The organism is Nostoc sp. JL23 (genome assembly GCF_017115065.1).
Classification (GTDB): Bacteria; Cyanobacteriota; Cyanobacteriia; order Cyanobacteriales; family Nostocaceae; genus Nostoc; species Nostoc punctiforme_A.
This window is the reverse complement of sequence record NZ_JABXKN010000067.1, coordinates 126,629-143,528: the sequence shown is the minus strand read 5'-3', so window position 1 is coordinate 143,528 and position 16,900 is coordinate 126,629. Positions and strand designations below refer to the sequence as shown.

The window sequence follows — 16,900 nt, the reverse complement described above, 5'->3', positions numbered from 1 at the left end:
GAAATTGCCTATATGTGACAAAAAAATGAGTGCCATTTTTTCTTGGCACAAATTATGATGATATTTACTAATGTTTCATGGATGATTATTTAATATGTAAACACATAAACTCTAAATCAAAATATTGGTTATTATATTTATACGCTCTTTTCTCTGTTCCATATATTTGAAACCCCAATGATAAATAAAGTGGTTTTGCTAAAAAGTTACTCTTAACAATATCAATTAATAATATTTCTACATCTTTAATAGTTTTTGCTCTTTCAATTAATTCATTTAGTAATAATTTACCTACACCTTTTCCCCTATACTCTTGTTGAACATACATGCTACTAATATATGCTTTACGCCGGAGTTTGATTCTTGATTCTTGCTGAAATGCGACTATTCCAACTAAATTTTTATCCTCAAAACATCCCAAAAAAAAGTTATTATTATCTACTGGAATTCTAGCCCGAAATTGTTCTATCGTCTTAATTACTTCTTCTTGATATGTTGTGCCAAATGAATCTGGATTTTTATCTAAAGCTTCTAATCTGATCTGTCTATAATCTTCTGCATCCTACTTTGTTAATTTTTTGACGATCATTTAGATATTTATTATTTTTTTCAATCAAGCGATATAGATTATTATATTTTAGTTTATCTAGATCGTTAATATAGAAAAAATCACCTAGACTAGCAAAGAGCAAGCCTGAGAGATATTTTGATTGTTCATTAATAATTTTTTATTGCTATAGCTGTTTTTTAAGAGCAAGTTTTAATCTCGAAGTAGCCTATTTACCGCAGCTACCTCAAGTTTAATATTGATTGACTACAAAAAGCTTAAATCTCAACTACTCAGCTGTAATAACTGGTTGTTTACCTGAGTATTCTCATTGCTCATTACTCGTTCTAAAACAGCTTCTCTGATATTGATAAACACTTCGCTACTTCGATCTCGCGGGCGTGAAAGTCTCACAGGTAAATCCATAGAAATCTTTCCTTGATCAATCACTATCACTCGGTCTGCCAACGCCACAGCCTCTTCCACATCGTGAGTAACCAAAAACGCAGTAAATCTTCGCTCTTGCCACAAGTTTTCAATCAAATGCTGCATTTCTTGGCGAGTTAGAGCATCCAATGCTCCCAAAGGTTCATCTAGCAACAACAAACGGGGCTGACTGGCTAACGCTCTGGCCAATGATACCCGTTGCCGTTGTCCTCCAGACAAAACATAAGGCCACTCATCAGCTCTATCTTTGAGTCCGACTTTATTGAGTACCCACAAAGCTTTTTCACGCCAATTACCTTCTAAGCCCAACCCCACGTTCTGAATAACGCGCTTCCACGGCAGCAAGCGCGGATCTTGAAACATTACTGTTACAGAGCGGCTGAGTCTATGTAGTGGTTCTCCATCCAGTAGTATTCCACCTGAAGTTGCTCTATCTAATCCTGATACAAGACGCAATAAGGTACTTTTACCACAACCACTTCGTCCGACAATAGCGACAAACTCACCTGCTTCAACTTCTAAATTCAGCGAGTTTAAAACAGTTTTATTGCCAAAAGATTTCGTTAAATCTAAAATACTTAGTTGTGTACCCTGTACATTTGAACTCACTTGCAAAACCTCCTTTTGAGAACAATTAGAATTTAATTATTTGATGAGATATTGAAGAAAGGAAACCACATTTGAAATCAAGATTTTTCAACCTTTGATTCTGGTGAACTTAGCATTTATGACTTTTGATAATTGGGGTTCCAAGCCAAGAATTTTGTTTCTAATCCTCTGGCAACAGCATCTGCTAATTTACCTAGTAGTGCATAGATTACAATACTCAAAACCACAACATCGGTTTGCATAAACTCACGAGCATTCATTGCCATATAACCAAGACCGGAATCTGCTGCGATCGTTTCTGCCACAATTAGTGTCAGCCACATAATCCCCAACGAAAAACGAACACCAACGAGAATTGAAGACAAAGCTCCTGGAAAAATGATTTGCCACAGAAGTTGTGGTGTTTTTAATCCATAGACTTTTCCCATTTCAATCAGTCCAGGGTCAACACTACGGATACCATGAAATGTATTGAGATATAACGGAAAAAATACCCCCATAGATACTAGAAATAATCTAGCTTGATCGCCAATACCAAACCAGAGAATTACGAGCGGAATTAATGCCAAATTAGGGATAGTACGGAGCATTTGCAAGGAACTATCCAATAACTTTTCTGCAACACGGGAAAAGCCATTGAGCAATCCCAAACCGAAGCCAATACTGCCACCAACTATAAAACCAGATATCGCCCGCCCAGCACTAATTCCTATATGTTGGAACAGTTCTCCAGTTGAGCCTAGTTTAATTGCTGTAGCGATTACACCACTTGGTGCTGGTAAAATCCTGGTTGAAAGTAGACCAGTTCTAGAAGCAAGTTCCCAAAGAATTAATATGGTAACAGGCACAATCCAAGGAACTATTTTCTCGATTTGCGGGTTGTCTAATACCTCGCTCAGGGATATCTTGTTTTTGCTTTTGGTGCTTTTAAAGGTAATAGTCATGGAATTTGGGATTTTAGATTGTTCCAAAGGATGAATCTATAAGCATCACCAACATAATTAGTAATTTGCTCTTTAATTACTAATTACTAATTACTAATTATTAGGTCATGAAGCACTTGTGAGTTGTTTCGCAAATTTTTCATTGACGACGATTTCGCCAACAGAACTCAAGACTGGTGGTGTTAAAGGTGTAGGTTCGCTTTGCAAAGGTAGGCGGGGAAATAATAATTCAGCGGTGCGATACGCTTCTTCTAAATGGGGATATCCAGAGAAAACGAATGTTTCTATCCCCAAATTGCGATATTCCAGCATCCTAGCGGCAACGGTGTCAGGATCTCCAACTAAGGCCGTACCAGCACCACCTCGCACCAATCCAATTCCTGTCCAGAGGTTGGGGCTAATCTCTAAAACTTCTCGACTACCACTATGTAGTTGACTCATACGCCGCTGTCCTTCAGAATCAGATTGAGCTAAGTCTTTCTGAGCTTTAGCGATCGCATCCTCATCCACATACTTAATTAGCTCATTGGCTGCATCCCAAGCAGCTGACTCGGTTTCTCGCACAATTACATGCAAGCGAATCCCAAAACGGACTGTTCTGCCCTGTTCAGCTGCCAATTTCCTAACTTCGGTAATCTTTTGGGCCACTTGTTGTGGAGGTTCACCCCAAGTCAGGTAAACATCTATATGTTTAGCAGCAACCCGCTTGGCGGCAGCAGATGAGCCACCAAACCACAAAGGTGGATAGGGTTTTTGAACTGGTGGAAATAAGAGCTTACCACCTTTAATATCCAGGTATTTTCCTTTAAAATCGACTGTTTCCCCACTGACGATACCCCGCCAAACTCTGAGAAATTCATCGGTTAAATCATAGCGATCGTCATGACTAAGATGCAAGCCATCCCCAGCCAGCTGCACCGTATCTCCGCCTGTCACCACATTAATCAACAATCTTCCTTTAGAAATTCGGTCAAATGTTGCTGCCATCCGTGCAGCAGCACCTGGGGAAGTAATCCCTGGACGAATTGCCACCAGAAATTTCATCTGCTTGGTGACAGATATGAAAGCGGCGGCAGTTATCCAAGCATCTTCGCAAGAACTTCCTGTGGGTAACAATGCGCCCGTATAGCCTAGACTATCCACAGCTTGGGCAATTTGTTGTAAATAATCAGGTGTGACAACACGAGAGCCAATATCTGTGCCTAAATAGCGTCCGTCATGAGATCCAGTAGGAATAAACCAAAGAATTTGCATTTGTGTCAGACAGGGTACAAGTATATATCCTACGGCAGATCGATCGAATTACCGGAGTTTATAGTCAGCATTTTACAGGAAATTATTTAAAACGCCAGTGATAAATTAACGATTCATAAAGAATAACTGCCCACAAGATTGACGTTTTCACGCACAATCCCAATAATCATGACACTTTTTTTGCAACAATAGCTGTCGTGAAGAATACAAGTTTTATGTCAATTACCAACATTTTTGCAACTTTGAAGTGTTCACTTCTAGTTTCATCGACAGAAACCTTGCTAACTTGCACTTTCTAAGTCTGTGTTTGGATAAAGGTTACGATCTCTGTGTTCTTGGGTTGGCTTTCAGCAAACAGCAATTCGGTTTGAGCGCAACCCCCGTTTGGTTGGGGAAGTTAAATACACTTTTAGCAAATCCTTAGCTCTTGCTATCAATTATCTAGTGTAGTGTCCTTTTCAATAGTGCCACCCTGGTTATCAACCTACTTAGGCTTAGTAGCAGCGAAAGCTTTATTAAGCTGTTGTGCATACAAGTTGCACAATTTAAATTGTGGGTAAGAACTTCAAACCCTCTCCCCTGCTCCCCTGCGATCTCAACGTGTAAATTAAGTACTTAACAGCTTAGTCTTGTATCGGCGTCTCTTTGTCCGCTATTCGCCTTTAACCGGGTTTACGATTATTTTGATGGCAATTTTCTGCCTCGGATCTGTGCAGTTAGTTCAGTGTTGGCATTTGAGGCGAATATATAGGGCGCATCTACGAAGAAAAAGTACTAGGTCTTGCATTGTACCAAGCTCTATGCAAAGATAATCCTACAAATGTACGGCAAGTCGATAGAAGTATCGTACTTAGCTAACAATTGATGCTGTCAAAATATAGCTGATTAGAAAATAGTGTTTTCAATTAATGTTAATTGGCAAATAATCACTTGAATCTAAATCAAGCTTGAGTCGATGTCAGTAGCCATTGGTGAACTTTGTACAGCATAACCCAAAAAACGGATTTTATGATGTCTCAGAAGTGTTAGTTCATATAGTGTGTGGTTGAGTTTCCCTTAAAAGTAGAGAAGTCTTTGCTAAAGCAGTTATTGTCTGATTCCAGACGTTTTTAGGATTTTTTTAAACGTCAAAATTCCTAATTGGCTGCGAATTTTGAATTGGACATTCAACTACTTAGTACCGATTTCGATATTTATCAGAATTTTGTGCTTGTTTCAGCGGCTAAAGCTTTGGTGGAGCTATGTTCTAATCGTTTGCTAGAAACATTAGAGCAATGATTTGTCTTGTCTTTTAGTCTCAATCAAGGGCTAATTTATTCATCTTTAAGGTTGAGGAGTTAAGGAGTCATGTCGAAATTTCGCTGGAATTATAGATCCATAGTGTTTCTGCTTTCGGTGCTAGATATTCTAGCTATCCTGGTAATTCATCCAGCCAAAAGCCAGGCTGAATTACCTAAATCTGATCTATCTACTATTGAAGTAGAAAAGAACAAAGCTCCAGAAGCAGTTGTCAATCAAACAGTAGATACTTCAGTTGCACCAGTCACTCTTAAAAAAGCTCCAAACGATCTCCGAGATCGAGTGACACCTGTCTCGCAATTGTTGCAAGTTGCACCGCCGACTAACCAAAAAGCTCCAAATAATGGAGCAGGGCAAGTGACATCCGTCTCGCAACTATCAGATATTAAGCCTACAGATTGGGCATTTCAAGCATTACAGTCTCTAGTTGAGCGCTACGGTGTAATTGCAGGATATACAGATGGTACATTTAAAGGCGATCGCTCCCTAACACGCTATGAATTTGCCGCTGGGTTGAATGCAGCTTTAGATCGCCTCAATGAACTAATAGCGACTTCGACAACAGATTTAGTCAAACGCGAAGACTTGGATACCATCAAAAAATTACAAGAACAATTTTCTCCAGAACTCGCCCAACTTCGGGGACGCGTAGATAGCCTGGAAGCACGAAATGCGAAATTAGAATCAACTCAGTTTACAACCACAACCAAACTTATAGGTCGATCTCAGATTGTCCTTGGCGAAGTTATAGCAGGCAATAACGTCGTCACCAAGAGACCAGCACCTCACAATGCCACACTTCAAGGTTCAACGACTTTACGGTTAAACACCAGTTTTAACGGTAAAGATTCGTTAGGTATAACAATAGGAGGTGGAAATATTGAATCACTGGGACAAACAAGAGCTGGATTATTGGGAACTTATGAGGGGAGAACTGCTGATAACTCCAGTATTACTTTTGCACGCAACACTATTATTCTCAGTGGTGTCCGTTATCGGTTTCTACCTTTTCCAAATACCCAAGTCAACATTTATCCCTTGTCCGATGGAGCTAGTGAGATAGGTCTTTCTGGCCCCATTAACCCATATTTTGAATCGTCTTCTGCGACTGGTGCTAATGGGATTTCACGATTTTCACGGCGGTCTTTGGTCTATAACTATGGAGATAGTGGCCCTGGAATTGCTATACTCCAGGGATTAGGCAAACAGGTTCAATTCGGGATAGCGTACAGCGCACCAAATGGTGGTAATCCCACAACTAATAACGGCTTATTTACAGGCAGATATTTAGCTTTAGCACAGTTAATATACTACTCCGCTAATAAGAATTTTCGGGTGGCTGCAACTTACGTTAATACCTATAGCCCACCAAATACTCTAGGTTTTAGTGGAACAAATTTCGGGCCAGCAGTCGGGAGTAACCTGGTAAACAGCACCGTGCCTGGAGTAGCAACTCTAGGCAACCTTTATGGACTACAGGCGTTCTATCAAGTTAATTCCAAGTTGGCAATCAATGCCTGGGTAAGTTATGGGGTACACCGTTATTTAGGACGTGGAGATGCTGAAGCTATGGATTGGGCCGTAGGACTGGCATTCCCGGATCTTTTTAGTGAAGGTGCTTTAGGGGGGATTTTAGTTGGTATGGAGCCAAAACTCATCAGTCTTAGTAATAATGTAAATTTGGGAAAAGGTCTAGGACAAGCGGACAGAGATACTTCTCTGCACGTTGAGGCATTCTACCAATATAAAATCGGAGATCATATTGAGGTTACGCCAGGTTTGATCTGGATTACTGCACCTGATTCGGATGCCAGCAATCCTGATAGTTTATTTGCTTGGGTTCGTACTGTTTTTAGGTTTTAACCTTTGACACTCCCCGGACTGATTAAACTTTGCTTATACTCTTTTAATCAAAAGTCCGGGGATTCTTGAGTCTTAAGGGAGCGGCTTCACTCGCAAGTAGAGACACATTAGCGCCGCAAGACAAAGCCCAATCCCATTTTGCGTCTCTACTATCTAGACAAAACCGATTAGAAAATTTTATTTAACTACGGTAAGCTTATTGAAATTAAGTATTTTGTGAATAAAAATTGGACAAAAACACAAAAGACGGTAAAAAGCAAGTTCTTGAGGAAGATAACTCAATTGATTTTACATAAATTTACATTTAAAGTTGTTCGGTAAAATGCTTGCTTTTTGTCGAAAACTGTGAAAAGCTTTATCTATACTTTAAACTACGGTTTACCGATCAAGATAAAGTATTTACGTGGTATCAAGCAAGTGAGAACCTGTATTAAGGGATTCATAATTTCTAGATTTTTAAATATTTATTTTGCAGCATGGATGGGGCGAAAACTTGATGCTTAAGACTTTATAGATGGGGGGAAATGGTAGATGCTGAAGACGTTAACAAACGATTTTGAACTCGACTTAGAAGCAGATGTGCTTGTGATTGGAGGTGGGCCAGCGGGAACTTGGGCGGCATGGAGTGCTGCATCAAATGGAGCTAGAGCGATCCTTGTAGATAAAGGATATTGTGGCACAACTGGATGTGCTGCTGCATCTGGAAATGGTGTATGGTATGTACCACCCGATCCAGAAGCACGGGAAACTGCAAAGGCGAGTCGGGAATCGTTGGGTGGGTTTTTAGCCGATCGCAATTGGATGGATCGGGTACTGAATCAGACTTATGCAAACGTTAATCAGTTAGCAGAGTGGGGTTATCCCTTCCCTACCGACGATGAAGGCAAACCCTATCGGCGATCGCTGCAAGGTCCTGAGTATATGCGGCTGATGCGGCGGCAAATTCAACGTGCTGGAGTCAAGATTTTAGACAATAGTCCCGCCTTAGAATTACTGGTTGATGACGATGGAGCTGTTGCTGGTGCAACAGGTGTGAACCGTCAGACTGGTGAGAAATGGATAGTGCGATCGCAGTCCACAATTATCGCAACTGGTGGCTGTGCGTTTCTCAGTAAAGCGTTAGGATGCAACGTCCTGACGGGGGATGGTTATCTGATGGCGGCAGAAGCAGGAGCCGAGATGTCAGGTATGGAATTCTCCAATGCTTACGGCATCTCTCCCGCCTTTTCTTCAGTTACCAAAACCCTGTTTTATAATTGGGCGACTTTCACCTACGAAGACGGTACTGTAATTCCAGGGGCAAGTTCTCATAGACGGTCAATAATTGCCCAGACATTACTGCAACAGCCAGTTTACGCCATCATAGACAAAGCGGCGGAATCGATGCGGCCATCTATGCGTTTAGCACAGCCCAACTTCTTTTTACCGTTTGACCGTGCAGGTATAGATCCATTTACTCAACGTTTCCCTGTGACTCTGCGCCTAGAAGGAACTGTGCGCGGTACGGGAGGAATTCGGATTGTCGATGAGACTTGTGCCAGTTCTGTACGGGGACTTTATGCAGCAGGAGATGCCGCTACACGGGAACTGATTTGTGGCGGATTTACTGGCGGTGGTAGCCATAACGCGGCTTGGGCAATATCTTCTGGCTATTGGTCAGGGAAATCGGCTGCTGAATATAGCCGCAGTTTGGGAGAATACAAAACTCAACGCCATGTTAAGGGTGTTGGAGAGGTAGGATTACAAAGTGGGAGCGATCGCTCCTTAGCGACTGATGAAATTATTCAGGCAGTTCAAGCTGAAGTATTCCCTTACGAAAAGAACTATTTCCGTACAGAACAAGGCTTAACAGAGTCTTTGGGTAAGCTTAATCATCTTTGGCAAGAACTCCGCAGCAGCCAGGTAACATCAGAGAAAGAGCTAATCCGGGCACGAGAAGCTACGGCAATGGTAGCCACGGCGCGATGGATGTATAGCAGTGCCATTGAACGTAAAGAAACTCGTGGTATGCACAAACATCAAGACTATCCAGAACTTGATGCTAACCAGCAACATCACTTAATTAGTGGCGGATTAGATCAGGTTTGGGTGAAGAGTCAGCCGCTAAATACAGAAAAGCCTTTATCCAAAATAGGAGCAGCAGTGTGATTGAGTTGGTCAGCGAGTCGCGGTGCATAGAATGTAATATCTGCGTGAATATTTGTCCAACTAACGTGTTTGATAGAGTACCTAATGCGCCGCCAACCATTGCCCGACAGAGTGACTGCCAAACCTGTTATATGTGCGAATTGTATTGTCCAGTTGATGCCCTTTATGTCGCACCAGAAAGCGATGTGACGACTTCAGTCAATGAGGCAGAATTGGCAGAAGTTGGGTTACTGGGTAGTTACCGGGAAAATATTGGTTGGGGGCATAAACGCACTTCAACAGCAAAAGCGGATCAAACATTCCAAATTCTGAAGCAGATGAAATAGTAACGCGATGTGCAACTTATTCTTAGAACCTTACCTCCATTCCTCTCCCCTACAGGGCTACGGTGTTACACAACTCGAATTACCCCCCTTAATCCCCCCTTGTAAAGGGGGGAAATAGGAAATCTAGTTCCCTCCCCTTTTCAAGGGGAGAGTTAGGGTGGGGTAAAATCCAGATTCATCAAGTATTTCAGACTTGTGTATACACCACAGCCCCCACAGGGAGAGAGGCTTTGATTCCTGCTCCCCTTCCCTTGTAGGGAAGGGGTTGGGGGTTAGGTCTAAGAGAAAGTTTTCACACGGCGTATAGTACAGCGGAGAAAAAAGTCATGCTGTCGTTCAAAGTAGTAACAGGTTCTATCAGTAAAAATAAATTTACTTCCAGATTATCAACCTCAGTGGCTTGTGTCCTACTGCTAGTAACTACAGCATGTAGCCAAGGCGAAACTAAATCTGCTCAATCTATTGAGGCTATTAATGTCAATAACACTGTTGCTGCATCCAATAATATTTCTACGCTGCGTATAGGTTATGTAGGTAGTTCAGAACCTACAGGGGCACTTGGTTGGGCAAAGAAAAAGGGAATATTAGAACGCGAGTTGCAAAAAGCAGGATTTAAAAACATTACTTTTGCTCGATTTCCTAACGGGCCGGATCTAAATGAGGCGCTTGTCGCCGGACAATTAGATGTTGGTTCTTTAGGCGATACACCAGCGATAGTTTTGAAAGCTAGAGGTCAGGAAACCCGACTGTTGCGGATCAGCCAATTTAATACAACCGCCTGGTTAGTAGCGAAAAAGAATGGTGCGCGATCGCTTGCTGAACTTAAGGGTCAAAAAATAGCTACCCAAAAAGGCTCTTATATGCACCGATACCTGTTGGGTCTATTAGCTGAAGCTAAAATTGCCAAGGATGTAAAAGTTGTTCACTTGATGACTACTGAGGCAAAAGCGGCTTTAGAACGTGGTGATGTAGCAGCTTATGCAACTTCAAGCGATCTGGGGCCTTTTCTGAAATCACAAGGGTTTCCAGTGATTGATTCTTCTGCGAATCATAAAGGTCTTTCAGGGACATCATTAGTTGTAGCAACTGAAAGTTTTTTGGCAAAACAGCCTAATTTCCCACAGAAATTTAATGCAATTCTCACAGAAGCAGCGAAGGATTTAAAAGCTAATTCTGAAGAATATTATCAGTATCATGCTCAAACTACTAAATATCCCATCGATATTATAAAAGTATCGTTCCCACTCAAACAGGTATCAGAAGAACCATTACCAGCCGAGGGAGTGAAACTTTTAGAGGGAACAAAGAAATTTTTAGTCTCGCAGGGTTTAGCAAAGTCGGACTTTAAATTAACAGACTGGGTTGCTGAAGAAAAATAGGAAATGGGGAGTAGGGAGTGGGGGAGATGAGGAAGATGAGGAGGCAGAAATCAGTAACTTTTCTGAGCAAGAAAAACAAATTTCTGTAATTAAGTCTTTTAAAAGAGCAACATTCAGGCTCAAAAGTGCAACTCCCAGGTTCAAAGGTGCAACTTCCAGGTTCAAAGGTGCAACTTCCAGGCTTAAAGGTGCAACTTCCAGGCTTAAAGGCTCAACTTCCAAGCTCAAAGGTGTAACTTCCAAGCTCAAAGGTGTAACTCCCAAGCTCAAAGGTGCAACTTCCAGGTTCAGAGGCTCAACTTCCAAGCTCAAAGGCTCAACTTCCAAGCTCAGAGGTTCAACTTCCAAGCTCAAAGGCTCAACTTCCAGACTTATAAACTTAGGATTTACGCAATAACTCTCTAAAACTCTCATTCCTTCGTGTCCTTTGCGCCTTTGCGGTTCGTTTTTCCATTATTTTGCGTAAGTCCTGTAAACTTTCCGCTTCCCTCTTGACCAATACATTTGAAAATCTAGGTAAAATGGCCATGACTATTGCACTAGACCGTCCACATAAAACCAAGTCTGCTCAAATCCGCGAAAAACTTGGTTATCCGATCATTGATACTGATGTACATACTCAAGAATTTCCCCCAGCATTCTTAGACTATTTAGAGCAAGTTGCTGGAACTGCGATCGCAGAGCGTTTTCAAGAACACTTACCCGGTGCATCTCGCTCTAAATGGTTTAAACAATCTTGGGAAGAACGTCGTGCTAACCGCACCGCCCGCCCTCCCTTCTGGACTCGTCCCACCAATGATCCCCTAAATTTGGCTACCATTAGTTTGCCAAAGTTATTACACGAACGCTTACAAGAAGCTGGTACAGACTTTGCCGTTGTGTACCCCAACTTGGCAACGATGGCCCCACACATCGGTCACGAAGAAATGCGGCGGGCTGTTTGTCGGGCAGCTAATACTTACCACGCTGATATTTTCCGTCCTTATAGCGATCGCTTAACACCCATTGCTGCGATCCCAATGAATACGCCCGAAGAGGCGATTGAAGAGTTGGAATATGCGGTGAAAGTGCTGGGACTCAAAGCAATTCAAATCCCCGGACATATACGCCGCCCCATTCCCGCCTTCGAGAAGTATGGCGAAGAAGTAGCCAACGAAGCCATCTGGATTGACACCTTTGGCTTGGATAGCAAATATGATTACGATCCCTTCTGGGCGAAGTGCGTAGAACTGAAAGTTGTACCCACCACCCACTCCTCCGGTATGGGCTGGATAAATCGGCGTTCGATTAGCAATTACCAATACAACCATATTGGTCACTTTGCATCGGCTGCGGAAGCACTATGTAAATCTCTGTTCTTTGGTGGCGTAACTCACCGCTTCCCCACACTCAAGTTTGCTTTCTTAGAAGGAGGTGCAGCTTGGGGTGCTAGTTTGTACACCGATTTGATTTGGCATTGGGATACCCGCAATAAAGACCATTTGGTGGAAAATAACAATCCCGCCAATATTGATCGCGAAGAATTGCTAGAACTATATACCCGCTATGGTGGTGAATTAGTACATGGTCGTTTGGATCAGTTAGGTAGCGGTTTAGGTTTCCACGCTGAGTTATTATCTCCCCTAGAACCAGGTGATTTGGATGAATTCGCCGTTGCAGGAGTTACCAAGCCAGAGGATATCCGCGATCGCTTTTTGAATCACTTCTACTTCGGGACAGAATCAGATGATACCCGTGTAGCTCAAGCCTTTAACCGGAAAGCTAACCCTTATGGCGATCGCGTTAAAGCATTCTTGGGTTCCGATTCCGGTCATTGGGACGTACCGGATATTACTGCGATCGCTGCTAATACCTATTCAATGGTAGAACGCAAAATTATCACCGAAGAAGATTTGCAATACTTCCTGTCAATTCATCCCTTGGAGTTGTACACCAGCCTCAATCGTGACTTCTTCAAAGGTACGGCTGTGGAGAAAACAGCAGATGAATTTTTGGCTGGGAAAGAGACGCGATAAATCGTCGTCTCTACAAGAATCAATCATTTGTAGAGACGGCGATTTATCGCGTCTTTGCCAATGTCTATAAACAATTTGATGAGGGTAAAATATCATGACGATTGCTCTAGACCGTCCACAAAAAACCAGGTCTGCTCAAATTCGGGAAAAACTTGGTTATCCGATTATTGACACCGATGTACATACCCAAGAATTTGAACCAGCAGTCTTAGATTATTTAGAACAAGTTGGTGGAACTGCACTTGTCGAACGTTTCAAAGAAAATTTACCAGGATCTTCTCGTTTTAAGTGGTACAAGCAAAGTTGGGAAGAACGTTTTGCTTATCGCACCAATCGCCCTAACTGGTGGGGTCGTCCCACAAAAAATACTTTGAATTTGGCTACCATTAGCTTGCCCAAGTTGCTGCACGAACGCTTACAAGAAGCAGGTACAGACTTTGCCGTTGTGTACCCCAACTTAGCAACAATGGCCCCAAATATCGGCAACGAAGAAATGCGGCGGGCTGTTTGTCGGGCAGTTAACACCTATCATGCTGATATTTTCCGCCCTTATAGCGATCGCTTAACACCCATTGCGGCAATTCCCTTGCACACTCCCGAAGAAGGGATTGAAGAATTGGAATATGCAGTGAATGTTCTGGGACTCAAAGCAATTCAAATTCCTGGTTACGTCCGTCGTCCAATTCCCGCCTTTGAGAAATATGGCAAAGAAGTGGCTAACGAAGTGGTTTGGATTGATAACTTTGGCTTAGATAGTGAGTATGATTACGATCCATTCTGGGCTAAGTGCGTAGAACTGAAAGTTGTGCCCACAACTCACGCTTCTAGCCAAGGTTGGACAACTCAGCGTTCTGTCACCAACGCCCAGTACAATCACATTAATCACTTTGCCTTTGCAGCAGAAGCATTATGCAAATCGCTGTTCTTTGGTGGAGTTACCCGCCGCTTCCCACAATTAAAGTTTGCCTTCTTAGAAGGTGGTTCAGCTTGGGGTGCTAGTCTATACGCTGATATTATTTGGCATTGGGAAACGCGTAATAAACAACATTTGTTGTCAAATAACAATCCTGCGATTATCGATAAGGAAGCACTTGTAGAGTTGTACACTCGTTACGGTGGCGAACTGGTAGATGGACGCTTAGATAAAATTGGTGACGGTTTAGGATTCCACCATCAATTATTGGCTCCAGAAGATCCAGGGGAACTCGACGAATTTGAACTAGCAGGAATTGAGAAGCCAGAAGATGTGCGTGATCGCTTCTTGAATCATTTCTACTTCGGTACGGAATCAGACGATACCCGTGTCAGTCAAGCCTTTAATCGTGCAGCTAATCCTTTTGGCGATCGCGTTAAAGCCTTCTTGGGTTCCGATTCCGGTCACTGGGATGTGCCAGATATTACTGCCGTTACTGCCAACGCCTACTCAATGGCAGAACGCGAAATCATTACCGAAGAAGACCTCCGCTACTTCCTCTCAATCCATCCCTTGGAGTTGTATACCAGTCTCAATCAAGACTTCTTCAAGGGTACAGGTGTTGAGAAAGCCGCAAACGAATATTTGGCGGCTAAGAAATAACTGTCATTTGTCATTAGTCATTATGCAAAGGACAAAGGACTAATGACAAAGGACAATTGCAACGTTCCATGTTCCATTTCCTCTGTTCACTTGTAGGTGGGCCTTGCCCACCCTACATTTCTCTTAAATAACGAACCGCAGAGGCGCAGAGGACACGGAGAAATGAGAGTTGAAAAAATATCCTAAAACTGATGCAAAAATCCTCTTTATTTCTCGTCCCTCTGCGTTCTCTGCGTCTCTGTGGTTCGTTTATTTGGATAATTTGGTGGTTGGAAATCCCTAAAAGGATGATTTGTTGATTATGGTACTAGATATTACAAAACCAAAGGATTACATTGACTTAGCAACTTCTCTATCCAAGGAACTTGCTCAATCCGCAGTTGAACGAGATGCTAAAGCTGGAGTTCCAGAAGAGGAAATTAATAAACTACGTGAAAGTGGTTTATTACCGCTGATTGTACCTAAGCAATATGGTGGTATTGGTGCAACTTGGATTGATGCCTTAAAAATTGTTAGAAAACTATCAAAAGTAGATGGTTCAATTGGTCAGTTATATGGTAATCATCTCAATTTGACGGCTTTGGGTCACGTTTCCGGCACACCAGCTCAAAAAGAAAAATATTATAGAGAAACTGCTAAAAATAACTTATTTTGGGCAAATGCTATCAATACAAAGGATACTAGGCTGAAAATTAACCCAGAAGGTGAGAATTTTCGGGTTAATGGTGTTAAAAGCTTTGGTACAGGTATTTCCGTTGCAGATTATCGGGTATTCTCCGCTTTAGAAGATGGTGTAGAATTACCCTTCATATTTATAATTCCCAAAGATAGAGAAGGGTTAGTTTCTAATCAAGATTGGGATAATATTGGGCAACGTCGCACTGATAGCAGTAGTTATACATTTAACAATGTCTTAGTAGAAAAAGATGAGATTTTGGGGCCACCAAATCCCCATGATAGTGCCTTCTCAACTTTTCTTGGTATTATTGCCCAGCTAACAAAAACTAACGTTTATCTAGGAATTACTAAAGGAGCCTTCGTTGCTGCTCGTGAATATACTAAAACTACTACTAAACCGTGGATTACATCAGGGGTAGATAGTGCGACTCAAGACCCATATATTCTGCATCATTACGGAGATTTTTGGCTTGAAATTCAAGCTGCGATCGCTCTAGCCGACCAAGCAGCCGAGAAAGTACAAGCAGCCTGGGAAAAGGATGTAGCGCTGACTCATCAAGAAAGGGGAGAAGTAGCGATCGCAGTTTCCGCAGCCAAGGCATTAGCTACCCGTGTAGGTATAGATATAACCAACCGCATCTTTGAAGTTACCGGAACTCGCGCCACTGCAACTAAATATGGATTTGACCGTTACTGGCGGGACTTGCGAACCTTTACCCTGCACGATCCTGTGGATTACAAATTGCGTGCGATCGGCAATTGGGTACTTAACGATCAACTACCCGTAATCACCCAATATTCTTAGAGAAAAGGGTGATAAAGGAGACAAGGGGAATAACCAATGCCCCATGCCCAATGCCCCATCCCAATGTCCCATGCCCAATGCCCAATACCCAACAATCTAAAATTGATATGACTCAACTAAAAACACTTCCTACCTACGACCCAAGTTTATTTGAGGGAGCTGCTGAGGGCTACGCTCAATATAGAACCAAATACCCATCGGTTGTATTCGACAAACTAGCCGAAATATTTAATCTCAATGGTCAAGGACGACTCCTTGATTTAGGTACTGGACCAGGATTAATTTCCATTCCTCTGCGAACCAGATTTGAGGAAGTTGTTGCGATCGATCCCGATCCAGAAATGATTGCAGAAGCTAAACGACAAGCAGCAGCAATCGGAGCAAATAATATTACTTGGTTAGAACAAGGAGCAGAGTTAATCGACTCTAGTTTAGGGAAATTTAAGTTAACCACTATTGGTAGAGCCTTCCACTGGATGGAACGCGAACTAGTGCTTGAACGCCTTTATGAATTGCTAACTGATGATGGAGGACTAGCACTACTTAACACTGGTGATAACCCTTGGGAAAGCAATCTACCTTGGAAACAAGCTGCTGTTGGAGTAGTGAAGAAATGGTTAGGTGAAGAACGCCGGACTGGACAACGAGGACAAGGCACTCGTAAACCACTCGATCCTCCCCATGAAGTCGTAATTGGCAATTCGGCTTTTGCTCGTCAAGAAACCTATGAAGTGCCATTTGAAAAATCTTGGACTGTCGATAGCTATCTAGGCTATTTATACACTACAGCTTTCTCTCTGAAAATTTTCTATGGCGATAACGCTCCAGCATTTGAAAAGGATCTTAGAGAAGCGCTACTAGCAGTTGAGCCGTCTGGACATTTTACAGAAGAACTCAAAGCTACAATTTTAGTTGCTTGGAAGCACTAGCAAAATTGAACACGATTGAAGAAGAATTCAGAAGTCAGAATGGGCTACGCCCCGCTGCGCTAACAGGAGTCAGAATCAAAA

At 42.3% G+C, this 16,900-nt stretch carries 12 protein-coding genes and 1 pseudogene; 8 read left to right on the top strand and 5 right to left on the bottom strand.

The window, feature by feature from the left end:
* Nucleotides 1–85: 85 nt before the first annotated feature.
* From HWQ42_RS13915 to ssuD, 4 genes and pseudogenes are all read right to left on the bottom strand, one after another.
* A pseudogene (locus HWQ42_RS13915) lies at nt 86–550 on the bottom strand (N-acetyltransferase family protein); the annotation flags it as partial.
* A 282-nt stretch (nt 551–832) separates the two neighbouring features.
* Nucleotides 833–1,603: an ATP-binding cassette domain-containing protein gene (locus HWQ42_RS13910; protein WP_292812897.1), complete on the bottom strand. Its 771-nt coding sequence runs from the start codon at nt 1,601–1,603 to the stop codon at nt 833–835.
* Between the two features lie 116 nt (nt 1,604–1,719).
* The gene (ssuC, locus tag HWQ42_RS13905; protein ID WP_292812895.1) at nt 1,720–2,547 is read right to left on the bottom strand and encodes an aliphatic sulfonate ABC transporter permease SsuC; all 828 of its coding nucleotides are present in this window, start codon (nt 2,545–2,547) and stop codon (nt 1,720–1,722) included.
* A 105-nt stretch (nt 2,548–2,652) separates the two neighbouring features.
* Nucleotides 2,653–3,801, bottom strand: a complete 1,149-nt coding sequence (ssuD, locus tag HWQ42_RS13900) for an FMNH2-dependent alkanesulfonate monooxygenase (protein WP_292812893.1) — start codon at nt 3,799–3,801, stop codon at nt 2,653–2,655.
* Nucleotides 3,802–5,148: 1,347 nt separating this feature from the next.
* On the opposite strand from ssuD, the gene HWQ42_RS13890 reads away from it, so the two are divergent.
* The 4 genes from HWQ42_RS13890 to HWQ42_RS13875 all read left to right on the top strand — a co-directional run bounded on the left by HWQ42_RS13890 (nt 5,149) and on the right by HWQ42_RS13875 (nt 10,816).
* Entirely contained in the window at nt 5,149–6,963 is a 1,815-nt protein-coding gene (locus tag HWQ42_RS13890) for an iron uptake porin (RefSeq protein ID WP_292812891.1), read from the top strand.
* A gap of 531 nt (nt 6,964–7,494) precedes the next feature.
* Nucleotides 7,495–9,111, top strand: a complete 1,617-nt coding sequence (locus HWQ42_RS13885) for an FAD-binding protein (protein ID WP_292812889.1) — start codon at nt 7,495–7,497, stop codon at nt 9,109–9,111.
* On the top strand, nt 9,108–9,437 hold the full coding sequence (locus tag HWQ42_RS13880; RefSeq protein ID WP_104905538.1) for a ferredoxin family protein: 330 nt from the start codon (nt 9,108–9,110) through the stop codon (nt 9,435–9,437). The genes HWQ42_RS13885 and HWQ42_RS13880 overlap by 4 nt, the downstream gene beginning before the upstream one ends.
* A 326-nt stretch (nt 9,438–9,763) precedes the next feature.
* Complete coding sequence (locus HWQ42_RS13875; protein WP_292812886.1) at nt 9,764–10,816, top strand: ABC transporter substrate-binding protein; 1,053 nt, start codon at nt 9,764–9,766, stop codon at nt 10,814–10,816.
* On the opposite strand, the gene HWQ42_RS13870 is transcribed toward HWQ42_RS13875, so the two are convergent.
* A complete protein-coding gene (locus HWQ42_RS13870; protein WP_292812884.1) occupies nt 10,787–11,230 on the bottom strand; it encodes a hypothetical protein in 444 nt (147 codons plus the stop codon). The genes HWQ42_RS13875 and HWQ42_RS13870 overlap by 30 nt on opposite strands.
* A 113-nt stretch (nt 11,231–11,343) precedes the next feature.
* Here HWQ42_RS13870 and HWQ42_RS13865 point away from each other — a divergent pair, with 113 nt between their 5' ends.
* The 4 genes from HWQ42_RS13865 (at nt 11,344) to HWQ42_RS13850 (ending at nt 16,819) form a co-directional block, all read left to right on the top strand.
* Nucleotides 11,344–12,831 carry an amidohydrolase family protein gene (locus HWQ42_RS13865; RefSeq protein ID WP_292812882.1) on the top strand — a complete coding sequence of 496 codons (1,488 nt, stop codon included), beginning with the start codon at nt 11,344–11,346 and terminating at the stop codon, nt 12,829–12,831.
* Between the two features lie 94 nt (nt 12,832–12,925).
* On the top strand, nt 12,926–14,407 hold the full coding sequence (locus HWQ42_RS13860) for an amidohydrolase family protein (RefSeq protein WP_292812880.1): 1,482 nt from the start codon (nt 12,926–12,928) through the stop codon (nt 14,405–14,407).
* Between the two features lie 301 nt (nt 14,408–14,708).
* Nucleotides 14,709–15,890 (top strand): acyl-CoA dehydrogenase family protein, encoded by a 1,182-nt coding sequence (locus HWQ42_RS13855; RefSeq protein ID WP_292812878.1) that lies wholly within the window; start codon nt 14,709–14,711, stop codon nt 15,888–15,890.
* Nucleotides 15,891–15,997: 107 nt separating this feature from the next.
* Nucleotides 15,998–16,819 (top strand): class I SAM-dependent methyltransferase, encoded by an 822-nt coding sequence (locus HWQ42_RS13850; protein ID WP_292813041.1) that lies wholly within the window; start codon nt 15,998–16,000, stop codon nt 16,817–16,819.
* Nucleotides 16,820–16,900: the final 81 nt, after the last annotated feature.

Excerpts from the sequence above, each read along its gene's own strand:
- ssuC (WP_292812895.1), bottom strand. The coding sequence starts at position 2,547 with ATGACTATTACCTTTAAAAGCACCAAAAGCAAAAACAAGATATCCCTG.
- ssuD (WP_292812893.1), bottom strand. The coding sequence starts at position 3,801 with ATGCAAATTCTTTGGTTTATTCCTACTGGATCTCATGACGGACGCTAT.
- HWQ42_RS13890 (WP_292812891.1), top strand. The coding sequence starts at position 5,149 with ATGTCGAAATTTCGCTGGAATTATAGATCCATAGTGTTTCTGCTTTCG.
- HWQ42_RS13885 (WP_292812889.1), top strand. The coding sequence starts at position 7,495 with ATGCTGAAGACGTTAACAAACGATTTTGAACTCGACTTAGAAGCAGAT.
- HWQ42_RS13875 (WP_292812886.1), top strand. The coding sequence starts at position 9,764 with ATGCTGTCGTTCAAAGTAGTAACAGGTTCTATCAGTAAAAATAAATTT.
- HWQ42_RS13870 (WP_292812884.1), bottom strand. The coding sequence starts at position 11,230 with ATGAGAGTTTTAGAGAGTTATTGCGTAAATCCTAAGTTTATAAGTCTG.
- HWQ42_RS13865 (WP_292812882.1), top strand. The coding sequence starts at position 11,344 with ATGACTATTGCACTAGACCGTCCACATAAAACCAAGTCTGCTCAAATC.
- HWQ42_RS13860 (WP_292812880.1), top strand. The coding sequence starts at position 12,926 with ATGACGATTGCTCTAGACCGTCCACAAAAAACCAGGTCTGCTCAAATT.
- HWQ42_RS13855 (WP_292812878.1), top strand. The coding sequence starts at position 14,709 with ATGGTACTAGATATTACAAAACCAAAGGATTACATTGACTTAGCAACT.
- HWQ42_RS13850 (WP_292813041.1), top strand. The coding sequence starts at position 15,998 with ATGACTCAACTAAAAACACTTCCTACCTACGACCCAAGTTTATTTGAG.